Here is a 23,898-nt window from a genome sequence, read left to right as displayed (position 1 = left end):
CTTAGTAAACCTGTTTCGCTCGTTGAGTAAAAGCACTGACCATATTGCTTGTCAGCTCGTTGAAAACCTTACCAAATGCCATTTCAATCATTCGGCTAGAGAATTCAAACTCCAACTTAAGCTCAACCTTACACGCTTGCTCATCGAGTGGAGTAAAATACCAACCGCCCTGCAGCTTTTTGAACGGACCGTCCACCAGTTCCATCAAGATCTCAGCACCATCCGCTAAGCGGTTCGATGTGGTAAATGTTTTGCTGATACCAGCTTTAGAGACATCAACCGAAGCCACCATAGTTGAATCTGAAGATTCGATCACACGTGAACCAGAACACCCTGGCAAAAACTCATGATAACGAGCAACATCATTGACCAAGCTGAACATCTGGTCGGCACTAAACGACACTAATGCTGAACGAGTAACCTTTGGCATATAGACTCCTGTTAAAGACAGCGTTACATTAACACAAACTGCAATTTTAATTGTATTGGGCCAGAGCGCAAATAAAAAGGATTCCCCAACTAGGGTGCAATCCGTATAATGAGGCCATTATGGCAAAGAATAAATCAAAATCAAAAGCCGGTAGTAATACCATTGCGCTTAATAAGAAAGCTCGCCACGAATATTTCATCGATGATGAGATAGAAGCGGGGCTTGAGCTACAAGGCTGGGAAGTAAAATCCCTACGTGAAGGCAAAACCAATATCGCAGAAAGCTACGTCTACATCCGAGATGGCGAAGCATTCATCAGTGGTATGACGATTACTCCGCTAACTCAAGCGAGTACTCATATCGTGGCGAACCCAACACGTATTCGTAAACTACTTATGTCGAGAAAAGAGCTCGACAACCTTATCGGTCGTATTAACCGTGAAGGCATGACACTTGTCGCAACCGCACTTTACTGGTCTCGCTCTTGGGCGAAGATTAAAGTTGGTGTAGCGAAAGGTAAAAAGCTGCACGATAAACGTACTGATATGAAAGAAAAAGATTGGGCGAGAGATAAAGCACGAATTATGAAGAGTAATTTGCGTTAATTTTAAGCACTTAAACGCACAGTGCTAGACAGGCAAAGCTTTTCTGGTACTATGCAAATAACACTTGGGGCTGATTTAGGATTCGACAGGAATTTTGAAGTCTGAGGTGCATGCCGTGGGGCGGTTGGCCACGTTAAAAGCCGCAAAAAAATAGTCGCAAACGACGAAAACTACGCACTAGCAGCTTAATAACCTGCTCAGAGCTCTCTTACCCTAGCTTCCGCTCGTAAGACGGGGACCAATAAGAGATCAAACCCAAACTAGCTAGCGCGGATTCTCCCACCTGAGAGGAAAAGCGCGAATAACAATTCAGGTTAGCCTTTAACTAGCGTGTCGGTTCGCAGGTTGCTGGTGAAATTAAAGATCGACTAAGCATGTAGTACCAATGATGAATGATTTTTGGACGCGGGTTCAACTCCCGCCAGCTCCACCAAACGTTTGGAAAGGGTGACAAGTCTTTGATTTGTCACCCTTTTTGTATATTTAACACTTGGATTTAGGCTGTTTGTACTAACATTTGGTACTAAAACATGCGCTATCTAAACATCTCAAAGTCAGGAACTTGGCAATTTCGTTACCAAGTTCCTCCGCACCATCGTCACCTATTTGGTGAACGTCGTGAGATTAAACGCTCACTCAAAACATCAGACAAAGCGGAAGCAACGATAAAAGCCCTAGAGCTTGAAGTTGAACTCCGTAAAACGATGATGACACCAACATCAGCAGTTTCAATTGAGAAACAGCTAATCTCACCTATCTCGACTGCAAAAGCAGCACCAATCAAAGCAATATCACCTTATAAGGCACTAGAACGCTTTTGTAAGTACAAGACTGAGCATATCTCCTCCAAAGCTGTAAAGATGCTAGAAGCTAAGTGCAAGATTGTTCTCGACCTCGTTGGAAAACCATACTTAAAAGCCATTCGGCGTTCTGACGCTGAAGAGGTCGCCTCTCTCCTACGCAACTATCCAACCAATCTAAAAAAACATAAACAATTTAACGGACTATCGGGGCATGACGCGATCAAGCTAAATAAAGATCTGGGGCTACCGACATTAAGTGATGAATCCGTCAAAGACTACTGCCAAAAAATGTCAGGCTTCTTTGAGTGGTGCCACTTGAACGAATTCACTGACATCAACCCATTTAAAGCGATTCGCTTTCGTAAACAACGTAAAGATAGCGAAGCCAAGTGTGCTTACACTGACACGGATCTTGAGAAAATTTTCAGTGCCATCGTTAGCACTAAACACCAGCACAAACACCCTTATTATTTTTGGTTACCACTGCTGGCATACTTCACTGGAGCAAGACTTAACGAACTTTGCCAGCTTTATAGAGCCGACATTTTTCAAGTTGAGGGCATCTGGGTCATTCAAATCGATGACAAGTTTGAGGGACAAAAACTAAAGAACTTAACAAGCCGCCGTATAGTACCAATCCACGCTCAACTGCTTACCCTTGGCTTTATTGAATTTGTGCAATCAGTGCAGCATGAGCGAGTATTTCCGGAACTAAAAGAGTCTAGAGATGGCTTTGGCTCCGCTGCATCAAAGTGGTTCGGACGCTTCAAAACCAAGTTAGGATTCGACAAAGGACACGATTTCCATTCATTCAGGCACACTGTTGCTACCCAATTCAAGCGCCATCAGGTATCACATATCGTCGCTGGCGAGTTGCTTGGACACGCCCAGAATAACATCACATATTCGCGATATGGAAAGGGGTTAGATGTGAATCAACTTCAAGAGATCATCAACATGATTGATACCACTCCTGTGTCAAAAGCACTAAAAAGTCAGCGTGAATAGACTAGTTCGTGCATTTTTCGAAAAAAACCAAAAAAAATAAATCATTTAAAAACATAGCATTACCATCAAATTTAGCAAGAAATGACAGAAAAAACGGGCGTGAGAAACTATACAACAAATCGGTGTTCACCTTACATTAGTTCTATCGAAACACGTTAGAAACAAACGAGGTATTAATGTCTCTTAAAACTATGAATCCTGTTAGTAACACTGCTAATCAAATTATTAATGCACATAATTTGATTACAAATTCGGGTTCAACTCCACTTTCATTTGAGCGCCCAACGCCAAAGAGCCACAAGACTGTCAAGCCTAAAACATGCTTTGAACTTCTTGCTGAATACACGAAATGCAGCATCAAACTGTGTAAAAAACCAAGTCAGCTAAAAAATGTTCATCAAACATGTCAGATCCTTACTCGGATTCTCCACTTTATGGGCTTCCTTGACCTCTCTGAACTCGATCGGGAAGGTGCTGAGCAAATCGCCAATGCATATTGCTACCGACCAAAGAACCCAGATAAATACCCTGAGCTGAAAGGATTTCAAGGATTTGAATTAATCGCAAAAAATGAATCCTTAAAACACCCGAAGCAGTACATCACATTGGCGACTGCATTAGGGCATTTAGAGAAAATGTCTACTTTTCTTAATTGGGCTAAGTCGCGTGGGTACGTGGCTGATAACGTGTTCTATAGGCTATCTCTAAAGAACGGTACCAAAGGTAAGTCGGTATTTCCTTTTAATAGCAAGCAACTGTTTGCCATTTTTTCAATGCCTGATTATATGAGCCATAAATACCTACATCCTTATTATTATTGGTTGCCAATTCTATTGCGTTACACAGGGGCAAGAATGAACGAACTATGCCAACTCAGAAAAGCAGATGTTGTTCTTGCTGATGGCATTTATTGCATTTGGATTCGCGAAGGGGCTGATGACCAAACAGTTAAGACAGGGAAGATGAGATTGATACCTCTGCATGATGAAATACTAGCAAAGGGCTTTATTGAATTTGTAAATTCAAGGACTGATGTTCGCCTTTTTCCAGAGCTACCGCTGGTGAATGGCTACTATTCTCATAATGCATCAAAATGGTTTGCTCGCCGCCGAGAAAAGCTTGGGGTGGACTTCGATCGTGGCGTCAATGGGCATTCTTTTCGACGTAGTTTTATCAATGAACTAAAGCAGAAACTGGTCACCAAGAGCCTTGTTGAAAATATAGTCGGGCATGAACATGCCGAAAAGATTACCAAGCACCCCAATGAGCTTGTGAGTAGCATCATTGGACAAAAGCACAACTCTGAATCATTTGATACGTATGGTGAGCAATACAGCCCACGTATTTTGGCACCTATCATCAACATGATCGATGCAAGCCATACCTCACATATTCGCCCCTATAATTTAGCGTGACAGCTATTTAAGCGGCACCACCACAGTCCTAGACACGATTTTATTAACCCAAATGTTTGGGTGAACGATTTCGCTCACCCTAAATTTACCCATTGATATATATAAAATGACATATACAAAAATTAAAGAAAATGTCTCTACATATGGCAGCTTAGAATTCACACGCGGTTCAATTGGCTTCGATAATATTCAACCATGGCTACTAACTGACTTCATTCCAAAAGAGTCAGTTGGGGTTATCTACGGAAAACCTGGCTCTCGTAAATCATTTATCGCTATTGATATCAGTTGTGCCATCGCAACTGGTTCATCGTGGCATAATCACCGCACACTCAAAAGTGCCGTTGTTTATGTTGCTGCGGAAGGTCAAATTGGCATATCAAAACGTATTAAAGCATGGGAAATTGCAACTGGTCAGCAAGTGGAACAGCTATATACCTTAGGGCAAGCAGTTGTGATGTCAGACACAACGGCACAGAGTAATCTAATTCAAGCTATTCACGAGCTTGAAAAATATAATGATATAAAAGTGGGACTAATCGTCCTTGATACTCTCGCTCGAAACTTCGGTGGCGATGAAAATAGTGGAGATGCGATGGGAAAATTTATTCGTGGCTGTGATTTGGTTAAAATGTCGACGGGTGCTTCTGTAGTTGCTATACACCACAGTGGCAAAGATGTATCGAAAGGTGGTCGTGGGCACTCCTCTCTCAATGCTGCAATTGATTGTGAGTTTCAAGTAAGCCACGACTCAAAGACCGGATTGACAACACTCAGCAACACAAAAATGAAAGATGCTGAGGAAGCACCTGACTTAGTCTTTGATTTTAAGCCGATCGATTTAGGTATTACGTGCGAAGAAGGCGAGCCAATCTCTTCACTCGCATTGTTGACGCCAGCAACGATCAAAAACAACAAAAGCGATACCAACGACGATAATAACCCTATTCTGAAAGCACTTCGTGACGTTTTTGGAGGGAGCTGTACACGAGATGATTTGCGTAAGCACTGCTTCCCGCCCAAAGAAGGTGTAGCTGCAAACACGACAAATCAAAAATTCAAACGTGTTCTTACAGCACTGCTAGATAAGAATCTTGTTTTTGTTCACCAACAGGGAGAAACAGCTAACAGAAGCGACATCATCACCGCCGTGGAGTAGTTAGTGTTTTTCTGACCTGCGTTTGATTAGATAGTAAGAGAGGGTGACAGGTGACGTACATGTACATGTACGTTACCTGTCACCTGTCACCCTCTCTTATTGCATCAAACCCGTTTCGTTAGAAAGTGCTCGTTGTGAAGGTTCTGGACAAAAGTTTGTCAGTGACTTTCCTAAATTAGCAAATTACGGATTAACTCAGGTATTGAAGACTTTGTTATGCAAAGCGCAAGACGCGACCCCATTGGTTGCGGTGGCTAACCTAACTTCTCCTAAACGCTTTGTTTGTCAAACTAATCGCAACCCTTCAAGCAATAAGCCAAACGACTGTATTTAATGTGTGCAATTGACGCTACGATAAATAGAGCTATTTGGAGAGCACCTATCAAATAATTATGGTCTTGAGTAAGAGCTAACACATAGATAGTAACGCTGACTGAAGACATGATCATTGTTCGAGCCATGAAGCCATCTAAGCCCACTTCGTTCAACCTCCCCTTATAATCTCTTGTTGCGCTCCTAACATTAAATGCAGCACTAGAGTAAATCATTGCACTAGCTATCGACCAATCTCCAGTTAGGATTAGCTCCTCGAACTTACCTGTTAGGACTTTGACGACTATCAGCAGAATGAAGGGCGTCGCTATAAATGAATAGGATGTGAGCGCCGATTTAAGATCATTCGGGCAGTTCATTTTGAGTTCCAGTGTAACGAATAATATCTATGACCTTTTTGATCTGCGCATTTCTAATCTTATCTTCCCCATCGATAGATACAACATCATACTCCGAGTGCACTAACAGCGAATCTTTAGCCCCAGGATTTACTTCATTGTTCTGGTACTGTTCTAACCATTCCTTGTGAGTGATTTCAGCACTATAACGTTTACCGGTTTTCTCACTGATAAACTCCCATTTAGCTGTCCCCAAATTACAAGGTCTAAAGACTCTCACGACTTCTGGTCCATCATGGCGACCTTTTAGACTTGAATACATTTGCTTCAAGTCCCCAGTAAAACGAAAGTTGGGATCGAAAGGAACGACATTGTTACGATCTTCATGTTCTTCACTAATAGTCAGCTTTTCATCAGGCATTAGCTTTTTGTTGGCTTCAGACCATTTATCCATAGTCATAGCAACCTCACGCTCATCAAAGTAAGGCTCTAACCTAACCTTATTGTGATGACCACAAGTAGTAGCTTCGACAATCAGACGCTCTTTCTCTCTAGCTAACACCTCACTAACCTGTTCTTTCTCAGTAAACTCACCAGTTAACTCACGAAGCAACGAATTAGGTTGAGTCCATTCATCCACCCAAATCATCAAACGAGCCAAGATAGAACCATGCACTACCTCTTTCATCTCCAATTCAAAATCAGCCTCATAGCCAATCGATTGAGTGATTAACTGCCCCATTTCCTGATAGGTAGAGATAAAGTCTCCCATTGCATGAAACACTTCAGCAGGGTTCTTCCTATTAGGATTGTATTTAAGGTGAAACTCAATGATTCTTGGGTTCATTTGCCTAGCCTATTATTGGTATATATTGCTCAAACAATTGAATACTACACTAAATGCTTATTTTAGAACTCTAATCCTCCCATAATACTGTTAATTAGCTTTCATCTTTACGATCTCAGCCGTGTTACTCTTATTTGATTACATCACTGATTTAGCTAGGGTTATTTTAAATGCCAGAAACACAAATCAAGCACCACAATTGGCTCGAAGAGTTCACTTTCGAAAACTGCCGCTTAAACCGTAATGACTATGGTCAGTTCATTGCAGATTACATTACAGAAGAAAATGAAGGCTTCGTACTAAACCTGAATGGAGCTTGGGGGAGCGGTAAAACACAGTTCCTTAAGCGCTTATACACCCTGTTAAACAACCAAAGCCACCCAACAATCTACATTGACGCTTGGGAAAGCGACTTCACGAAAGAGCCACTGACTGTTGTAAGTAGTGAGCTACTTTCCCAGCTAGAAAAATATTCAGCCATTACTGGTTCTGACTTCGATGCAGTCAAATCATTACTAGGTAAGTTCATTAAAGGTACAGCAATAGCTGCAAGCGGTTATGTGTCCAAGAAACTATTAGATGACAGTGCAACTGGTATTGAAGCTGTTAAGACACTATTTGAAAAGACTGACGCTGACTACATCTCTTCAATCCAAAAAGGATACACGGAACAAATTGACGCAATAAAAGAAATAAGAACAAAGCTATCTCTACTCGCTGAAGTTCTCAAACAAAACCATGGCCAAGAGCTGCCGATTGTTGTTTTAGTAGATGAGCTTGATAGATGCAGACCTGATTACGCTATTGAAATGCTAGAGGTGATTAAACACTTCTTTGATACTAAGCACTTTGTTTTCATCATAGCTACCGATACTGAACAGTTATGCTGCTCAATCAAGGCTGTTTATGGCGATGATTTCGATTCTGAAAAGTACCTCAAACGCTTCTTCCACCGGAAGGCACAGTTACCTATGCCAGATCTAAAGCATTACCTCAACGCAATGGGTTTAAATGAGAAGAGAGATAGCTTGGCGAATCTAATTTTGATCCCGAGTTTAAATGGTATTGACGTCGACATTCATGTGCACATTGAACTTGTAGCTAAGGCTTACAACCTCGACGTAAGATCCGTAGACCAACTCACAGCCAAGTTTTTTGCATGCCTCAGAACCGCAAACAACTCACCTAAACAACAAGTGATTAACACTTTTACCCTACTTATTGCTCTTGTAGAGTTTGATAGAAATGCAGATGAATACAAAAACCGAAAACAAGACAATAACCAAAGGAATAACTTCATCGGATGTAATGTCGTCACTTTATCTGACTACCACCAAAACAGCGGTAAAGTCGTCAACAAAAAGCTATTTGACCTGTTCCTAGAATCCAGTTCTAAGCTGTATAAAGAAACTGAAGATAGATGGCGTAGGCAAGTTTTTCAGATGGAGCCGATGTATCCAGAAGATGTTTATCGCTACACAAGGAACAACGATACAATTAACTCCGCATTAGCCAATGTCGAAAGTAGTTTACTAAATTCACTACGAACTTATGTGTATGAACCTCGCGATGGCACACCTAAATACTGGTTTTGGGATGATTACACGAGAGTAGTTGAGCTTGCAGGCAACATTGAATAATGAAGAGAAGGGTGATCTACACCAGCAGTTTTGGACACCGAGTTCAGTGAGTACAATCACTAACGAGGTGAACCATGACAAGCAAGAAGAAACGTATTATCCACTCCCCTGAATTTAAAGCAGAAGCACTAAAGCTAGCAGAAAAAGTGAGGGGAACTGCGGCAGCGAGGCAACTGTCGTTACACGAGTCCCTGACCTATGGTTGGCGTAAGGCAGCTAAGAGCGACACTAGCAACCATCGATAGGGTCAGGTCTTTCCTTTTGCCTCGATTCGTTTTAGTAAGGCAAAACCCCATTAACAGGATATGAATGGTAAAGCACTAAGTAGAAATGGGGCTGGGTCGATTTAGGACTGTAGCTCAGTAACGTCGCATTATAAATCTGGACTCTATAGATTTTGGTTGGCAATTTTGTTCATAAAGCCAGAAACTAGAGCCAACGACTTTTTATTTTGGCTAGCCTGCCTATACATACATGCAGCACGTCCAAAGCCCAATGCAGGTTCCTCTTCTTCATGAGAAAAGAATGCGCTTGAACTAAATTCAAATAGAGTTCCTGCTACGTTACGACCTGCGTTTTTTGCTGATACATCTTGCTGTTCTTTAGTGAAGTCTGTAATTGCTTTTTGTATTTCCATATCATACAAACGCACATCGCTAGTTGCTGTCACAGTACCCTCAGGCAAAAGTAAGTCAGTCACATCCAACGCTATCATGCCATACTTATTTTTACGATTTGTGCCAATGCGTGTATCAATCTGATTTGATGCTTCTTTAATACGAGGCGCTAATTTTTTCATAGATTTTATACGTTTGCACTCTACGTACAGTTTGTCTTTACCAATAATAACAACCACATCGCAATCATCTGTTAAGTCAACTTCATAGCCACCCTTAATAAACCTAGACGCAATATTCAGCTCAAACGCAAAGTCTCGTGCAGGGTCATCATTTTGCCCCTTACTGTTCTTTTTGATTGCTTCGGCACGTATGCTCTTACCTGACATAACATGCTTAATACGATCTTTTAAACCTTCGTGCTTACCATCTTTAAAAGTATTCCATAAACGGATTATCTGGCACGCCTCGGTCGCTGCTTGCATGAAGTTATAAAAATCATCAATCAGGTCGCGATCAGTAGGAGCTTTAGCTCCGGGATTAACAAACGTTTTTAGCAACCGCTCGTAGTCGCCCATCCTAGTGCTCTTGTAAGGGAAGCCCATCTCTTGGGATAACCATTCGCATGCGTCAGAGAACTCTTGTTTACGGTCAGTAAACTCTCCGTGATACATTGCCGTTTTACTTAATTCTAAAGTCGACATATTCAAAAACCTTCAAAATACTGCGATTTATAACGCTAAGCACAGTACGGGGGCAATTAATGCGCACTGTTATAAATAATGTACTTAGGCGGATAGGTGTCCTGCAATGACCCCGACTCCTGTAGCCCATATACTTTCAAAAACCGAGCTTAAAAAAATACGAGTACGAGCTTTTAATGTTTTATCCATAGATACCTCCTTAATGCTGTCTTGATCCGATGGAACCAATCTAATACTTACGTAACGCAACACAAACAACAAAAGGACTACAGAGCCAACAATCATCATGAGGCTTGTCAGGCCCCCACCTATTACCCCTATCGGCCTAAGTACATTAGCTTTAATTACATAATGTGTGATACGAACGGTTACTGAGTAACCAGTAAACCCAAAACAATCTTACATTACTCAATCAAGGGCATATTGGTTTATTATGAAATTTTAGTCAAACGTACATCATCAGGGCTGTGATAGGTATTAACTCTAAATTGGAATGGGGCATAAGCGTGATAGAGCAATCTGTAAGATCGGTTACATCATTATGTCAGCTCTGACAGATTCAGTTCAGACTAACCCACTTGTACATTAATCCGGTTAAACACTGAACTAAATTTTGAGGAATATAAAAGAGCACCAATTTAGGTGCTCTAAAGGAACGCAATCACATCAATTCTTGTATGCTGGCGAAGCATCCAAAATATACTTAGCAAGCAGCTCTAGAACATCGCTCACTCGCTTATCTCTACGCTCAACAAGTTGTTTAAAGTTATCAATCGAAACCCCAAGCGGCTCTCCTTCTGCCACATCTTCCAACTTGAAAGCATCTTCAGCATGTTTAGTCATTTTCTTTATCCATGCAAGCTTAGAGAGATTGTCAGCAGATTCAGCATTAGTAATAAAGCCAGCTTGCTTTGCTTTTTTTATCACCTGTTGCTCAAGTGTCGTCTTTTCATATTTCTCAAGTTCGTAGCAATACCAAAAAAGTTTTTTGGTTGGAATATGTTCAGCCATAACGTTTATTTAAAGAGTAATAATTATAATTGTTAGCTGCAAATATACTCGAAACCTATTAGGGGGAGTTGAGAGGGGCGCTCCCATCTCACCAGTGGATAACGAGCAGCGCAGCGGTTGTCCTATCTGGAACCACCTATCGACATCAACGGATAATTCGAGGTTGTTTGAATCTGCAAAAATAATTTTCTATGTTTATAGAAAACATATCTCATGATTAAAAACTGGACTGTTACCACTCAACCTGTGCGACATGCATCAGACGGTGTCATGATGCGCGAGCGCTATCTACTAAATAAAACACACGCAAACCACAAGCACAGTGAAACTCTCATCTCTATTTTTGGTTGCGCAGAAACCTCCAACCGCATTGCACTTGCTGGTGAGCAATTCAGACTCAACCAGCACCTCTATAACCGCAAAGGCGGTCGCCCACTATCAAGCTATGCGATGGAGTATTGTCTTACGTTACCAAAGGGCTACAGACCTACCACTGCCCAATGGCAGTCCATCGTAAAAGATTGCTGTTTCGCGCTGACGAAGCTCTGCAAACTAAATAAATCTGAGTTCGCTCAATACAGACAACAAATTCGAGCCGTACTGCATCAACAAGCTCAGACGGACACCAAAGGCAGTGGCGATCATGTGCATTTAATTATTGGTAAGGTTGTGGGTAATCGAGTGTTGAAAGAACTTCAACAAAAGAAAGCGACCAAAATTATCAAACTGGCTTTTAATCAATCCGTTCTTAAACATGTTGGTATTGATTGCCGAAGCTATGATCCAATTGAAAGAGAGAAAGGACGTCGGCTATCAACTTGGCAATATCAACATCAAAAAGCGACCGAAGCATTAGAGATTGAAAAACTAATTGAGAAGATGCAAACACAGTTTGATAAGTGGTTAAAAGCAAAAGAAGCGCGTGATGAAAGGCAATTGAAGCGACAGGAAAATAGGTTACTGAAAGCATATGAGGAACTAAAAACCAAAAGTACCTCACCCGCACAAAAAGAAAATATAAATAAAATTAAAACCGAAATTATTTAAATATGCCTTACTACAACGGAAAGTGGCACTTACATTCAGAAGCGGAAAGACGCGAATACGGTCGCCAACAGCGTGAACACCTTAGCCAAATGTGGCACAAAACATGGATTTCGAAAACTGGATTAAAGCAACTGACTCAATGATAAAGCTCTTCCTTGATGGTAAAGCCGAAAACTCAGGGAAAATACCCGCTTATCGACGCACCTTGATTGAAAGGATCGAGAAAACGGAAAAGTTTCAACTTATGATGGCAGCACGTGTTGCCAAGCAACAAAAGAAAAAGATGGCTCTAATGTAAAACTCAAACCTCGGTTCAACTCCCAAATGAGGAACTGAACCGAGGTAGCTTGAAGCCATGCAAAAATGGTACTAAGATAAGGTACTAATTGAATTTCATTGATAAACACAAGCAACCTAAATCAATTAAATCAACGACTTGCAAGGCGAGAGGGTTCAACTCCCGCCAGCTCCACCAAACGTTTGGAAAGGGCCAACTCGAAAGAGTTGGCCCTTTTTTTTATCTTAAGATACAGAAGTTGATAGAGAGCAGTGACTTAATTGCTAGTACATCAACTTCAAAAACAGATACTCAACAAAAAGCCACACATCCCATTGCTGAAATGTGTGGCTGTTTAGAACGATTCTATTACGAACTTAGATAAGTTTAGGTGTTACTCCATCTCGCCCAGCAAGTAATCTTCATCACTGCTGACTACCGCGCCATGCTTTAGGAAGTTCTTACCTAGGATCATGCTGTATTCAAAGCGTGAGCGATCTTGAAGGTTCACTCTCACCTTCTTCTCTAAATCGCCTAACTTAACGTTCATTTCGACCACAGGACGAATGTTCACCTTCTCGCCTTTTTTGGCTTTAATGCGCATTACATCAATCACTGGCTTAGTGAAATCTTGCTTATCGCCTTGGTTGTTTTGATAAGTGAAGCTCACCATGTCTTGGCCATCTTTCTTGAATCGTTTGATGTTGACGGCATTCATTGAGCTCACATCGGCACCTGTGTCTAGCTTGGCAGGGAATGTCATGCCATTCACTTCAACGACTTCAATGTGCCCTACTTTAAACAGAGGTTCCGCTTTCAATAGGTAGTCAGAACGCGTGTTCACGTACACGCCTTCTTTCGCCATCTTCTTGCCTAGAATGAAGTAGGCCTCTTTTTCGTTGCTATCCAATACATCAATCGCGAAGTCTTGCTGACGAACTTTACCAGAGACCGCAAACTCACCACTCACTACCGGACGAGTATCATCACCGACTTTAAGCTTCTTAATAATTTGCTTGGTCACCTTCTGCTTCTCACCGTTTACATCCGTAAGGTAAAATTCAACGGATGCGTCTTTGCCTTTACCTGTCATTTCAAAACTGTCGACCTTCAACAAAGGCGTGTTGACAGTGAAAGAAGCAACGGCCTTTAGCGGGAAGTCATCAAGGGTGATGTCCTCTTCTGGAGAAATAACCAAAGGTTCACTCTTTTTAGCTACATCACTAAAGCTCTCTGAACCTTCAGAAAGAATATTTTCTGCATTGGTATCAATCATGAAGAGCTCACTGGCTGTGCTGGTTCCAAATCTCAACTGCGACTCACTACTCGAGCGCTCACGTAGGTACACCAGAACGTCTTTAGTTGTATTTTCATCGAGTTGAACCGGCACATACACCAAAGGTCTTTTCTTACCACTCACGCTTAACATACGAACTAATGGCAGTGTCATCTCTTTCTGCTTGCCATCGTTGTCGAACATATCAAACGTCACTTCACTGTTCTTCTTATCTATATCGATGTCTTTTGCATGCAAAATGCTGTAGCGATTCTTTAAAGAGAAGGTCGCGTTCATCGCCATGCCCGAAATAGACACCACCTCTTTACGTCCAACAACCGTCGCGTTTTCTTGCTCTTGCAAATAGTCGTAGCCAGCAAAGACTAAGGCGTTATCAGCAAGAAAGGTTTTGCCGATCAGCACTGGCGCAGAGAAGTGACTTCTGTCGGTCAGATTAACGTCTGTTTTTAATTCTTGATCAGCAATGGTCAGCGACATCTTAACCGTAGGACGAAGTAAAGGCGTGCTGCTGGTGCGGCTGCGTATCATGCTGACACGCTCTAAAGGCGCTTCGATTAATACCATGTCACCCGTACGTGGGTTTTGAACCTTGAAAGACACAACCGCTTCATATTTCGCAAAGGTGCTGCCTTCCCAATCATCGTAATCAACATCGCTATTGTTCAACAGATCTTCGGTTAACGCCGCCATCAACTCTTTGTCTTTAAGATTTTTGTAATCGGCATTCGAGCTCTTCACATGAATGTCTTCGGCATGCATAGAGGTCGTTTCTGCACCAGTGTCGATTTTGCCAATGAAAGGAACGTCTTTAAGCCCTTGAACGCTAGAGAGGTACACATTCTCTGTACGGCCTAGTACCGCCTTACCATCGATTTCGTAAGTCGGGTTTTGAGTAGTGTGTGAAGTGTCTGTAGCCAAAGAATATTGTGAAAAAAGTAGAGTGCTTAAAAGAGTTAGAGCCAAAGGTATCTTTTTCATTAGTTGGTCCGTTATGATCAGTTCACTAATAATACTGGCGATTCGGCAAAGAGTTCCCCCACCAGCAATGGTTCTCACATAACGTTTACGTTATGACTTTTTCAATGACAAACCGATGACTTTGCGCCGCATTACTTCATCAGTTATTGACTAATGGATACCCAATAACCTGTTCAATAGTCGATGTGATATTGGAGAAACAAATATAAAAAAGGCCAACGACAAGCGCTGACCTTAGCTATTCAAAACACACCTGAAGCGAGTTTAACTTGCTAAAACACAAACGGTTCTAGATAAACATAGCACTAAAAAGTACCGACTGTTTTCTTTGCACAGATAGCACGAGCTTTTTCTGCGCCCTCGCCTTTATTCTGATTAAAACATTGGCGATAAGATTCGACGTAACGCTCAAATAACACTTTGGCTTCAGGTTGTGGTTTAGAGAGCAGTTGATTGACGAACTTTCTTGAGCCAACCTCAAAATGCTGAGTATCGATTGGGCTATTCCAATCCCCTCCCCAGATCATAAATCCGTGATGGGCAAAAAGCTCAACCACATCTTCTGCCATGCCACTGCGTTCAATTTCATCACGCGCACGAAAGCGAGTACGGTTCACATAGCGGGTAGCCGATTGCGATGGCTTTACCGTGATGGTTCCGCTGCTATCGAACTCTAAGAAAGGGTTTTGAACTGGGTTGATGTCTATCGCCACACCATAGGCATGTTTCGACCAACCTCCTCCGCCTGTAATAGGACGAGCGTTAAAGGCACTGCTGTTGTTCGCGTCCATTGAGGCGTTATCGTCACCGTTAAATTCACGCATTAGGCGAGCGGAATGAAGAGGGAAATTGCGTTGTTTGAGCTCTGAAAAAATTCGTTCAACGGAAGGCGCAACAACATCAAGCACGATTATATTGCCCTGTTGCGTTTCCCCGTTGAAATTAATGAAATCGAAATCCACTTTGGATAGTCGCTCACAACCAACAGGCGCACCATGACTCAAGACATTGTTCTTTTTCATCATGTCACATTGCCATTGAGATATAGGGGCAACTTGGGCGTTACTCACAGTACTGAGCACAGTGGCCAGCCAGCCGACAATAAAACGTTTCATATCAAAGACTCAAAAATAGTAAGAGTGAAAAGTAGCAGGAGTTGGAAAATAACACATTAAACAAAGCTAAACGCACGCTTTGTTAGCGCGTTTTGTTCCAATAGACAATCTCTCGAACTCGTCCGTTCTGGTCGACATCGGCTTCTCCACCAATATCAGAAGGCTCAGGTAAGGTCGATAATTGCGGAGCGTTATAGGCGATCGACATCAGTACAAAAGCATCATAGATATCATCTATCGCGACGTCTTTGCGCTTGGTATTTGAAATTGCTAACGACAAGCAGTCACTCCAGCGAGGGGCGAGTTGCTGAATAATAGAAAGCCTTTCTTCTTTGCCTTCTTGTGCTCGTTTTGAGAAGGTTAGCGGCTCGCCTTTCAAGGCAGCGAACACCACCTCAGGGTGAGACTCTCTGATCGATAAGTTTGGGTGATCATCGATAAGTTTATCCAACTCTCGGATTTTAGGAACAATCCCCCAAGTTTGCTTAGAGAACTTCTTACTCAGTTGCTCCACATTGGCACTACACGCCGAAATATAATCGGCTTGGTAAACCGCCTCGCGGCACGGTACAGGAAACACGGAAGAACCACGCTTGCTGGTGAGAAAACGTCTTGCTGCTTTATCGCATAATCTATCTGGAGTCAGTGAATCACTAAAACCAATAGGCATATCGATTAACGTTGTTGATCCCGTCAGCTCATCAACCAACTCATCGAGCGTATTTACTACTTTGAACGTAGGTATCTCATTGTGAGAGACAATCCAAGCGATCCACCCGGTCTTACAGCCATCAATTCCGATGTATTTCATTGTTTTCTCAAATTACATGCCCATGTTATTTACGTACTGTCCCTAACTATCGGCTTTGAATCAACTTAACTCCGGTATATATACCCACAATGATACTCAACACAGAAAAAACACCCGCCAACGACAGAACCGGCATCGCGACTAAAAGCTGAGTATCGTTCCCGCCACCAGCCATTACTGCTCCAAAGCCCATAAGCACACCCGCAACCAAGTGTTTACTTAATCGACGTATCGGACTCAACCTCAAAGAAAAAGACCCAGTAAACAACGCGGCACTGACCATTCCAACTAACAGCGAGATCATCAATATAAAGCGCTCGCTGCTTGGCCAATCTTCAGCCCTACCATGCCAGAGTGAAGTACCCATAGATTTCAATAAACCACTTGGCGTCCAGTGCGGTTCATACAGGAATACAAAGCCTGCCATTAACCCAATACCCAACATTGAGAACCATAACTTGCGATTTACCGCATTCATAAAGTAGCAACTCACCACAATAATGAACGAAATGATCCCAAGGAATGCATATCGGGAAAAATCAGATAATACCAACCGAGATCCTTTTAACTCCGTAGGCAACACTGGAGCAAACAACAACCAAGCAACGAACCATCCTAATATGGTCGCCAACATAACCACTTCGCCACGCGCTAAACGACTCACCGTCGATACCCCGCAGCCACTATTAATCGCAGCTCCGATACCAAATAAAAAACCGCCGAACAATGAAAACAGACTCGGCCAAAACGCAGAAGATAAAGCTCGTCCTTCCACTGCCGATCCTAATGCCATAAACACCCAAGCCAATGAGCCACTAAACACAATCGCGACAATCAACATTGGTGATCCGCTTGTCGCCTCTTTAACTCCCCGAACCATGCAAAGGCCTGTAGTTTGAGCGAGATACCCCAATAAGAATATGCAGAGTAAAGCGAGAATAAACAACATACATAGCCTCCGAATTGCGTTGATTTTATTATTGTCGTTGGTTAAATATAGTCAGAACATCCAATAACAGCGTGCAAGGACAAGCCCGAACAGGGATAATTGTTTTGATAATTAAACCAACCTCAAGCACCCAGCCGATAAAAGACTAATGACCACATACTCGTACATAGACATCCCATTCAACCTACGCCACACCTGTTGGTTTTGTGGTGAACCTTCCAATGAGGTTGTTGAATTCCCTAAGACTGCACAAGCTATTGCCAAGATAGACTATTCACCGATTGCACTGCCTGCTTGCAAGGAGTGCGCAAGTGTTAGGTATGCAAAAGATCTGACTTCAATTTGGGCTGTGCGCGATCAGATAAAGCACGCACTCATCGATAAGTACGCAAAGCACTTAGGGATTGGTGAAAATTGGACGGAACAAGAGCTTATTGATTCAGATTTCTCTGGATCGACACTTGGCGGGTTTGGGCGCAGCGCTTGGAATATGTATCAAATAGCCAAGCAGCGAATCGACTATAAAGGCTGGTCTTTGTCGGTTGATGACATTGTAATCGAGGTCTACGACGAAACCAGTGGCTTTGAATTCGACGGTACTCGTTATGCTTCAATCAATTCGTGTATCGACTACTTCACCAAAGCTGCAGGGGTGGATAAAGAACTGTTATCGCAGCTTGTCGACATCGTTTCATCAGACCGTTTTAGCTACGCGTTGCGAATCGCCAAACTAAACAAGAATGTCTCCAATACCAAGCGCTCGGAGATCATCGAAGAGATTTTGCAGCAAGAGTCTGAGCAAGAAAAGATACTGCTTGAACAAGCCAATTCACTGTTCAACCCAAACGTCGAAGAGGTCAGCATTTCAGGTTCGACAGCTCCGGCTTTCGCTATTCAATGGGCAATGATGAATAACGTTAAAGATTTAGCTCACCTTTGCGCACTTGAAGATGATTATTTTGACTATTTCGAGCATCTTGGTGGCCCAGCGGCTTTCATGTCTTATAACGGCCTACAGCTCTACTTAGAGTCGCGACAAGATCCTGAATGGGTAGAAAAGTCGGATCCAAATAAACAGTATTGGTGAACATACCTCCCTACCGGTGAACACGTGTAAGCTCGATAACCGTGTCAAACACACTTTGTTAGTCATTGTTTTATATAAAGATCTAAAAATTATCCTCTATCACAGTTAATTGTTGCAATTCGGTTAAATAGAGTGAAAACTTCAAGCATCTAAAACTATTTAATCACTGCAATCTTGCGGTGAGTAAGGAGTGAATTGTGCTTGCTGTTCTTCGCATTATTTTGGCTACGGTGTTTATTATTTTCACCACCCTCTGTGCTTTTGTTTACTGCTTGTTTAGCCCCAAGAACCCTAAGCATGTGTACGTTTTCTGCCGTTGGTTCAATCAGCTACAAAAGATCGTCGGTGTAAAACTGGTGCAGCGCGGCCTAGACAATGCGCCGACGTCAGAAAAAAGCGTCTACATCTCTAACCACCAAAGCATATTAGACTTTGTGACTGACCCTGGGATGCTAAGGCCTCGTACCGTTTCTTTAGGCAAGCGCGATTTGCTGTATGTACCTTTCTTTGGCCTGCTGTATTGGATCACTGGTAACATCATGATTAACCGTGAAGATAAGTCCAAAGCACGCGATACCATCAAGCAAGTGGCGGAAGCGATTCATCAGAGAGATCTGTCTGTTTGGGTTTATCCTGAAGGAACGCGCAGTAAAGGGCGTGGACTACTGCCTTTCAAAACTGGCGCTTTCCGAATGGCGATTGAAGCCGGTGTGCCTATCACCCCGATGTGTACCAGCACCACGCACAATAAGATTAACCTCAACCGAGTTAACAATGGCATTGTGATCACCGAGATGCTTGAGCCTATCGATGTGTCTGGATACAAGCTCAGCGACGCAAGAGAGTTAGCGAATCGCTGTCAGGCGCTCATGGCACAAAAAATAGCACAGTTAGATGCCGAAGTGGCTCGTTTAGAGACGCAACAAAACCCAGAACTGGATTCAGACCGTTCTTCTACGAACTAACTCGCAACGAACCCACTGAGTCATTGCTCAATTACTTAAAAAGACACTCAACGATCGCAACTCTCATTGCTCTTGTTTTACTTGCTGGCGCTTATCCTCAAAATACAAACAGGGACTAACGGCTGTAAAAGCAATGGGAGTAAACGATGGAAATGATTCACCATGGTGGCAAATATACCGTCACAGGATCTTGTCACGAATTAAGAGATTCAGGCCAATCGGTGCTCATCGATTGTGGCTTGTTTCAAGGTAAAGAGTCTCAAGGTGCAGACGCACGTCCACTTGATATTGAATTTGAAACCTCTCACCTAAATGCTCTGCTGCTTACCCATACTCACATTGACCACATCGGACGGTTACCTTGGTTGCTCGCGAGTGGCTTTAACCAACCGATTTATTGCACTCAGGCGACGGCTGAACTTGCCCCTTTAATGATTGAAGACGGACTAAAACTGCAAGGGCTCAGTCATAAACAATCCAAACTCATCCTTAAAAAAATTCATTCGTTAATTGCTCCTAAGCCTTATGGGGGTTGGTTTCCGATTGTCTATAAACAGCAAAACAACGGAAAGGATCATCATAGGCTAAATACTCTGTATGCTCGCTTTCAACCTGCAGGACATATCTTAGGTTCGGCCTATATAGAGATAAAGTTACCCAACCAAGAGGTGGTGGTCTTTTCTGGCGACTTGGGCCCAAGTAACACTCCACTGCTACCCGATCCAAAATCACCACAACAAGCCGATTACCTATTTATTGAATCCACTTATGGCACTAGCACGCACGACGATATTGCGACACGAGCAGAGCGCCTCAAAACCATCATAGATCGTTCGCTACTTGATGGTGGTGTAATCCTGATCCCGGCATTTAGTATCGGCAGAACACAAGAACTGTTGTTTGATATTGAAAACCTGATCTTTGAGCATCGACTGAGCGCCGATATCCCTATCATCCTCGATTCTCCTATGGCAGAGAAAGTGACGCGTTCATACCGACGCTTTAAAGAGTTATGGGGGCAAGAGGCAAAGCAACGCCTAGAACTGAAACGTCACCCACTTGCATTTGAGCAATGCATTACGGTTGATGGACATCGAATGCACAAGAAAATCGTCAATCGCCTACGTTCGACCGGCGAACCCGCGATTGTGGTCGCAGCCTCTGGAATGTGTCAGGGCGGCAGAATAATGAACTACTTATCGGCTTTGCTTCCCGACAAACAAACCGATGTGATTTTAGCGGGATACCAAGCACACGGAACGCTTGGGCGTGAACTCCAACAAGGCGAAAAACAGGTTTCAATTGATAACAAACTGGTTGAGGTCAATGCTCAAATTCATGGCATGTCTGGCTACTCTGCTCATGCAGATAAAGAGGATCTCAACAGATTTATAACAGGAATTTCCGTTCCCCCCAAAGAAGTACATTTGATACACGGGGAGCCAAATACTCAGTCTGAGTTCACTAAAGAATTGCTGAAACAAGGATTCAAGGTTGTTTGAAGTTGTGACCAAATTCGCGACTTCCCCTTTGATAAAGATCAAAACAGCCATAATCACATCCTTAAGAATGCAGCCACTTAGGCCTGCCCATGGACTCAATGTCGGTGATATGTTCTAGCTTACTCCACCCAACCATTCACATAATAGCCATTCATGCTAAGCGGTGTTCACCGCTGTTTTTCTCAATTTTCCTTCTTCTTTACGCCTCAAATTTCCCTTTTTGTATTAATCACTATTTATTCACTCAGCCAAACACCTAAAAATACAATTGATTGCATATGAAGCTAAATGGAACGATTATTGAATTAGCACTAAGCGTTAACAAACACCCTCTGTAACTTGCTTTATGTCACAGTAATCCTAATGCGCAGTTAAATAATTTAACACTTGGGTTACAAGTGAAGTATTGTGTTGTTCGAAAAACAATCATAAGCAAAACTAACAGGGAAAATACTCATGCAGTCATTCGTTGATTTTTTGAATGGAATAATCTGGAGTCCAGTACTTATCTACCTATGTTTAGGTGCAGGTTTGTTCTACTCCATCATGACTCGATTTGTTCAAATCCGTCACTTCTTTGAAATGTGGCGCTTGCTACTATCGGGTAAAAGCTCATCAAAAGGCATCTCGTCTTTCCAAGCTCTAGCCGTTTCGCTATCTGGCCGTGTCGGTACAGGTAACATTGCTGGTGTTGCTGCCGCTATCGGTTTCGGTGGCCCAGGTGCAGTATTTTGGATGTGGGTTGTAGCTTTCTTTGGCGCCGCGACTGCTTACGCAGAATCTACGCTAGCGCAAATCTACAAAGAAGAAGACGAAGGCCAGTTCCGTGGTGGTCCGGCTTACTACATCGAAAAAGCGATGGGGCAAAAATGGTACGCATGGATCTTCGCTATCGCGACTATTTTTGCATGTGGTATTTTGCTTCCAGGTGTTCAGTCAAACAGTATTGGTAATGCTGTAGAAGCTGCATTTGGCTCAGGCGACATGATTGAAACAGCTATCGGTACATTCAGTTTCGCTAAAATTTTTACTGGTACTGTTGTTGCTATCATCCTTGCTTTCATCATCTTTGGTGGTGTTAAACGTATTGCGAACTTCACTCAAATCGTTGTTCCATTCATGGCATTGGCTTACATCATTATTGCGTTCGTTATCATCTTGCTAAACATAGGCCAAGTGCCAGCTGTTTTCGGAATGATTATTGGCGATGCATTCACACCTATGGCGGGCTTTGGTGCTGCAATTGGTTGGGGTGTTAAGCGTGGTGTTTACTCAAACGAAGCGGGTCAAGGTACTGGTCCTCACGCGGCAGCGGCGGCAAATGTCGATCACCCAGCTCAGCAAGGTTTGGTACAAGCGTTCTCTATCTACATCGATACACTTCTAGTATGTTCAGCTACAGCGTTCATGATCATCATCACTGGTGCTTACAACGTTCACGGCGGCGCTGAAGGTGTCTTCCTTGTACAGAACCTAGCAGCAAACATTGGTGCAAATGGTCCTGTATTTACACAGCTTGCTATTGAAAGTGCGCTACCAGGCATTGGTAAGCCATTCATCGCATTTGCTCTGTTCTTCTTCGCATTTACAACGATTCTTGCTTACTACTACATCGCAGAAACGAATATTGCTTACCTACGTCGTACCATCAAGATCCCTGGCATGATGTTCGTACTTAAGCTTGTTCTTATCACTGCAGTTTTCTATGGCACAGTCAAAACAGCAAACCTTGCATGGGCAATGGGTGATGTTGGTGTTGGCTTGATGGCATGGTTAAACATCGTAGGTATTCTGATCATCTTCTTCATGTCTAAGCCAGCGCTTAAAGCACTTGCTGATTATGAAGAGCAACAGAAACAAGGCGTAACTGAGTACACATTCAACCCTGTAAAACTAGGCATCAAAGGTGCTACTTACTGGGAAGAGAAGTACAAACGTAAAACAGGTAAATCTCCTGAAGCAGAAGCTGCAGACACTAAACCTGTAGAGCAACCTTCATCGTAAGATTGCCTTAACAAATAGATTGCTTTAATAAGTAGTTCGATTTAACTCGCGCTATTAATAACGCATAAAAAAGGGGTTAGCCATTTCGGCTAACCCCTTTTGTTTTATTCATAACAAATAAACGGCTTATAACAAACTAACTGTTCCCGAGTTAGAGTATTAAGCAGCGATTTCTTGTGTTGCCATTTGAGGTGCTTTCTTCTCACCGATAGGCAGTACTGTGCGGCCGTATTCGTTGTTGATTACTTGTGCCATTGCAAAGTAGATAGCTGAAGCGCCACAGAAGATACCTTCAAAACCAGCGATAGTGCCGATCAGTGAGCTGCCAGTGAAATTATGAGCTGCAAGTAGGAAGAACAAGATAGTTAGTGAACCGAATACTACCTGCTTCGCTACTGGGTAGCATAGAGAACCGATGAACATGAAGCCTGTGAAGATGCCCCATAACAGTAGGTACCAACCCATGAATGCTGCAGGGCTTGCTGGTAGGCCCATGTAAGGCATTACAATCAAACCAACCAAAGACAACCAGAATAGGCCGTAAGAAGTAAACGCAGTTGTACCGAACGTGTCACCACGTTTGAAACACATTGTGCCCACGATAACTTGGCTCAAACCACCGTAAAAAATACCCATCGCAAGGATCATTGAATCCATTGGGAAGAAACCTGCGTTGTGGATATTAAGAAGAATAGTGGTCATACCGAAACCCATTAAGCCTAGTGGCGCTGGGTTAGCTAGTTTGGTCGACATTGCGAATTTACCTTATTAAAGTGGTTGATTAAAAAAAATCGATAAAATTTGTAAGAAAATTTTAATCTATAAACCGACAAAAAGGATAATCAAGTTAACGCAAACTAAGATTGTCGAAATGATCACATGGAAAATTAGTTTCATAATAATGCAAATCAATTCACAGAAACTATCAATAAGCAGATTCCCTATCGCGCTCGTGC

At 42.6% G+C, this 23,898-nt stretch carries 21 protein-coding genes, 1 other RNA gene and 1 pseudogene; 14 read left to right on the top strand and 9 right to left on the bottom strand.

Features of this window, described 5'->3' with window-relative positions; translation table 11 throughout:
* Position 1: 1 nt before the first annotated feature.
* The gene (locus IHV80_RS03300) at positions 2–430 is read right to left on the bottom strand and encodes an SRPBCC family protein (protein WP_004735157.1); all 429 of its coding nucleotides are present in this window, start codon (positions 428–430) and stop codon (positions 2–4) included.
* 119 nt (positions 431–549) lie between these two features.
* Between IHV80_RS03300 and smpB the strand changes: the two genes are divergently transcribed.
* From smpB to IHV80_RS03270, 6 genes are all read left to right on the top strand, one after another.
* Positions 550–1,035: an SsrA-binding protein SmpB gene (smpB, locus tag IHV80_RS03295; protein ID WP_004735156.1), complete on the top strand. Its 486-nt coding sequence runs from the start codon at positions 550–552 to the stop codon at positions 1,033–1,035.
* Positions 1,036–1,101: 66 nt separating this feature from the next.
* Positions 1,102–1,468: a transfer-messenger RNA gene (gene ssrA / locus IHV80_RS03290) on the top strand.
* A gap of 97 nt (positions 1,469–1,565) precedes the next feature.
* Complete coding sequence (locus IHV80_RS03285; RefSeq protein WP_192890046.1) at positions 1,566–2,846, top strand: site-specific integrase; 1,281 nt, start codon at positions 1,566–1,568, stop codon at positions 2,844–2,846.
* A 176-nt stretch (positions 2,847–3,022) separates the two neighbouring features.
* Positions 3,023–4,261 carry a site-specific integrase gene (locus tag IHV80_RS03280; RefSeq protein ID WP_102333743.1) on the top strand — a complete coding sequence of 413 codons (1,239 nt, stop codon included), beginning with the start codon at positions 3,023–3,025 and terminating at the stop codon, positions 4,259–4,261.
* Between the two features lie 106 nt (positions 4,262–4,367).
* Positions 4,368–5,420: a helicase RepA family protein gene (locus IHV80_RS03275; RefSeq protein WP_102333742.1), complete on the top strand. Its 1,053-nt coding sequence runs from the start codon at positions 4,368–4,370 to the stop codon at positions 5,418–5,420.
* Positions 5,421–5,463: 43 nt separating this feature from the next.
* Positions 5,464–5,754: a hypothetical protein gene (locus tag IHV80_RS03270; RefSeq protein ID WP_192890045.1), complete on the top strand. Its 291-nt coding sequence runs from the start codon at positions 5,464–5,466 to the stop codon at positions 5,752–5,754.
* Positions 5,755–6,095: 341 nt separating this feature from the next.
* On the opposite strand, the gene IHV80_RS03265 is transcribed toward IHV80_RS03270, so the two are convergent.
* Complete coding sequence (locus tag IHV80_RS03265) at positions 6,096–6,938, bottom strand: hypothetical protein (protein WP_192890044.1); 843 nt, start codon at positions 6,936–6,938, stop codon at positions 6,096–6,098.
* A gap of 170 nt (positions 6,939–7,108) precedes the next feature.
* On the opposite strand from IHV80_RS03265, the gene IHV80_RS03260 reads away from it, so the two are divergent.
* Together IHV80_RS03260 and IHV80_RS03255 are read left to right on the top strand one after the other, a co-directional pair.
* Positions 7,109–8,578: a KAP family P-loop NTPase fold protein gene (locus IHV80_RS03260; RefSeq protein ID WP_108117923.1), complete on the top strand. Its 1,470-nt coding sequence runs from the start codon at positions 7,109–7,111 to the stop codon at positions 8,576–8,578.
* A gap of 74 nt (positions 8,579–8,652) precedes the next feature.
* Positions 8,653–8,811: pseudogene (locus tag IHV80_RS03255) on the top strand (transposase); the annotation flags it as partial.
* 155 nt (positions 8,812–8,966) lie between these two features.
* Here IHV80_RS03255 and IHV80_RS03250 read toward each other — a convergent pair.
* Positions 8,967–9,899 (bottom strand): hypothetical protein, encoded by a 933-nt coding sequence (locus IHV80_RS03250; protein ID WP_108117924.1) that lies wholly within the window; start codon positions 9,897–9,899, stop codon positions 8,967–8,969.
* Positions 9,900–10,565: 666 nt separating this feature from the next.
* Positions 10,566–10,910, bottom strand: a complete 345-nt coding sequence (locus IHV80_RS03245; RefSeq protein ID WP_102333739.1) for a hypothetical protein — start codon at positions 10,908–10,910, stop codon at positions 10,566–10,568.
* A 213-nt stretch (positions 10,911–11,123) separates the two neighbouring features.
* On the opposite strand from IHV80_RS03245, the gene IHV80_RS03240 reads away from it, so the two are divergent.
* The gene (locus tag IHV80_RS03240; protein ID WP_102333738.1) at positions 11,124–11,957 is read left to right on the top strand and encodes a hypothetical protein; all 834 of its coding nucleotides are present in this window, start codon (positions 11,124–11,126) and stop codon (positions 11,955–11,957) included.
* A gap of 103 nt (positions 11,958–12,060) precedes the next feature.
* On the top strand, positions 12,061–12,255 hold the full coding sequence (locus IHV80_RS03235; protein ID WP_102333737.1) for a hypothetical protein: 195 nt from the start codon (positions 12,061–12,063) through the stop codon (positions 12,253–12,255).
* 373 nt (positions 12,256–12,628) lie between these two features.
* Here the strand turns inward: IHV80_RS03235 and IHV80_RS03230 are convergent, their stop codons facing one another.
* From IHV80_RS03230 to IHV80_RS03215, 4 genes are all read right to left on the bottom strand, one after another.
* Positions 12,629–14,509, bottom strand: a complete 1,881-nt coding sequence (locus IHV80_RS03230; RefSeq protein WP_192890043.1) for an ATP-dependent zinc protease family protein — start codon at positions 14,507–14,509, stop codon at positions 12,629–12,631.
* 305 nt (positions 14,510–14,814) lie between these two features.
* Complete coding sequence (locus IHV80_RS03225) at positions 14,815–15,624, bottom strand: M15 family metallopeptidase (RefSeq protein ID WP_192890042.1); 810 nt, start codon at positions 15,622–15,624, stop codon at positions 14,815–14,817.
* Between the two features lie 82 nt (positions 15,625–15,706).
* Complete coding sequence (locus IHV80_RS03220; RefSeq protein WP_192890041.1) at positions 15,707–16,435, bottom strand: DUF429 domain-containing protein; 729 nt, start codon at positions 16,433–16,435, stop codon at positions 15,707–15,709.
* Positions 16,436–16,481: 46 nt separating this feature from the next.
* Positions 16,482–17,276, bottom strand: coding sequence for a YeeE/YedE thiosulfate transporter family protein (locus tag IHV80_RS03215; protein ID WP_192890715.1), 795 nt, complete (start codon positions 17,274–17,276; stop codon positions 16,482–16,484).
* Positions 17,277–17,532: 256 nt separating this feature from the next.
* Between IHV80_RS03215 and IHV80_RS03210 the strand changes: the two genes are divergently transcribed.
* The 4 genes from IHV80_RS03210 to IHV80_RS03195 all read left to right on the top strand — a co-directional run bounded on the left by IHV80_RS03210 (position 17,533) and on the right by IHV80_RS03195 (position 22,942).
* Positions 17,533–18,471 carry a hypothetical protein gene (locus tag IHV80_RS03210; RefSeq protein ID WP_192890040.1) on the top strand — a complete coding sequence of 313 codons (939 nt, stop codon included), beginning with the start codon at positions 17,533–17,535 and terminating at the stop codon, positions 18,469–18,471.
* Between the two features lie 197 nt (positions 18,472–18,668).
* Complete coding sequence (locus tag IHV80_RS03205) at positions 18,669–19,436, top strand: 1-acylglycerol-3-phosphate O-acyltransferase (RefSeq protein WP_192890039.1); 768 nt, start codon at positions 18,669–18,671, stop codon at positions 19,434–19,436.
* Between the two features lie 146 nt (positions 19,437–19,582).
* Positions 19,583–20,938: an MBL fold metallo-hydrolase gene (locus IHV80_RS03200; protein WP_192890038.1), complete on the top strand. Its 1,356-nt coding sequence runs from the start codon at positions 19,583–19,585 to the stop codon at positions 20,936–20,938.
* A gap of 456 nt (positions 20,939–21,394) precedes the next feature.
* Positions 21,395–22,942: an alanine/glycine:cation symporter family protein gene (locus tag IHV80_RS03195; protein ID WP_192890037.1), complete on the top strand. Its 1,548-nt coding sequence runs from the start codon at positions 21,395–21,397 to the stop codon at positions 22,940–22,942.
* A gap of 159 nt (positions 22,943–23,101) precedes the next feature.
* Here IHV80_RS03195 and IHV80_RS03190 read toward each other — a convergent pair whose 3' ends face one another.
* On the bottom strand, positions 23,102–23,695 hold the full coding sequence (locus IHV80_RS03190; protein ID WP_192890036.1) for an acetate uptake transporter: 594 nt from the start codon (positions 23,693–23,695) through the stop codon (positions 23,102–23,104).
* Positions 23,696–23,898: the final 203 nt, after the last annotated feature.

This window comes from Vibrio bathopelagicus (assembly GCF_014879975.1).
Taxonomy (GTDB): Bacteria; Pseudomonadota; Gammaproteobacteria; order Enterobacterales; family Vibrionaceae; genus Vibrio; species Vibrio bathopelagicus.
Note: the sequence above shows the minus strand (reverse complement) of the source record. Positions and strands in the feature narration are given on the sequence as shown.

Excerpts from the sequence above, each read along its gene's own strand:
- IHV80_RS03300 (WP_004735157.1), bottom strand. The coding sequence starts at position 430 with ATGCCAAAGGTTACTCGTTCAGCATTAGTGTCGTTTAGTGCCGACCAG.
- IHV80_RS03210 (WP_192890040.1), top strand. The coding sequence starts at position 17,533 with ATGACCACATACTCGTACATAGACATCCCATTCAACCTACGCCACACC.
- IHV80_RS03200 (WP_192890038.1), top strand. The coding sequence starts at position 19,583 with ATGGAAATGATTCACCATGGTGGCAAATATACCGTCACAGGATCTTGT.
- IHV80_RS03275 (WP_102333742.1), top strand. The coding sequence starts at position 4,368 with ATGACATATACAAAAATTAAAGAAAATGTCTCTACATATGGCAGCTTA.
- IHV80_RS03245 (WP_102333739.1), bottom strand. The coding sequence starts at position 10,910 with ATGGCTGAACATATTCCAACCAAAAAACTTTTTTGGTATTGCTACGAA.
- IHV80_RS03240 (WP_102333738.1), top strand. The coding sequence starts at position 11,124 with ATGATTAAAAACTGGACTGTTACCACTCAACCTGTGCGACATGCATCA.
- IHV80_RS03225 (WP_192890042.1), bottom strand. The coding sequence starts at position 15,624 with ATGAAACGTTTTATTGTCGGCTGGCTGGCCACTGTGCTCAGTACTGTG.
- IHV80_RS03215 (WP_192890715.1), bottom strand. The coding sequence starts at position 17,276 with ATGTTGATTGTCGCGATTGTGTTTAGTGGCTCATTGGCTTGGGTGTTT.
- IHV80_RS03250 (WP_108117924.1), bottom strand. The coding sequence starts at position 9,899 with ATGTCGACTTTAGAATTAAGTAAAACGGCAATGTATCACGGAGAGTTT.
- IHV80_RS03230 (WP_192890043.1), bottom strand. The coding sequence starts at position 14,509 with ATGAAAAAGATACCTTTGGCTCTAACTCTTTTAAGCACTCTACTTTTT.
- IHV80_RS03260 (WP_108117923.1), top strand. The coding sequence starts at position 7,109 with ATGCCAGAAACACAAATCAAGCACCACAATTGGCTCGAAGAGTTCACT.
- IHV80_RS03190 (WP_192890036.1), bottom strand. The coding sequence starts at position 23,695 with ATGTCGACCAAACTAGCTAACCCAGCGCCACTAGGCTTAATGGGTTTC.
- IHV80_RS03265 (WP_192890044.1), bottom strand. The coding sequence starts at position 6,938 with ATGAACCCAAGAATCATTGAGTTTCACCTTAAATACAATCCTAATAGG.
- IHV80_RS03220 (WP_192890041.1), bottom strand. The coding sequence starts at position 16,435 with ATGAAATACATCGGAATTGATGGCTGTAAGACCGGGTGGATCGCTTGG.
- IHV80_RS03280 (WP_102333743.1), top strand. The coding sequence starts at position 3,023 with ATGTCTCTTAAAACTATGAATCCTGTTAGTAACACTGCTAATCAAATT.
- IHV80_RS03195 (WP_192890037.1), top strand. The coding sequence starts at position 21,395 with ATGCAGTCATTCGTTGATTTTTTGAATGGAATAATCTGGAGTCCAGTA.
- IHV80_RS03235 (WP_102333737.1), top strand. The coding sequence starts at position 12,061 with ATGGATTTCGAAAACTGGATTAAAGCAACTGACTCAATGATAAAGCTC.
- smpB (WP_004735156.1), top strand. The coding sequence starts at position 550 with ATGGCAAAGAATAAATCAAAATCAAAAGCCGGTAGTAATACCATTGCG.
- IHV80_RS03285 (WP_192890046.1), top strand. The coding sequence starts at position 1,566 with ATGCGCTATCTAAACATCTCAAAGTCAGGAACTTGGCAATTTCGTTAC.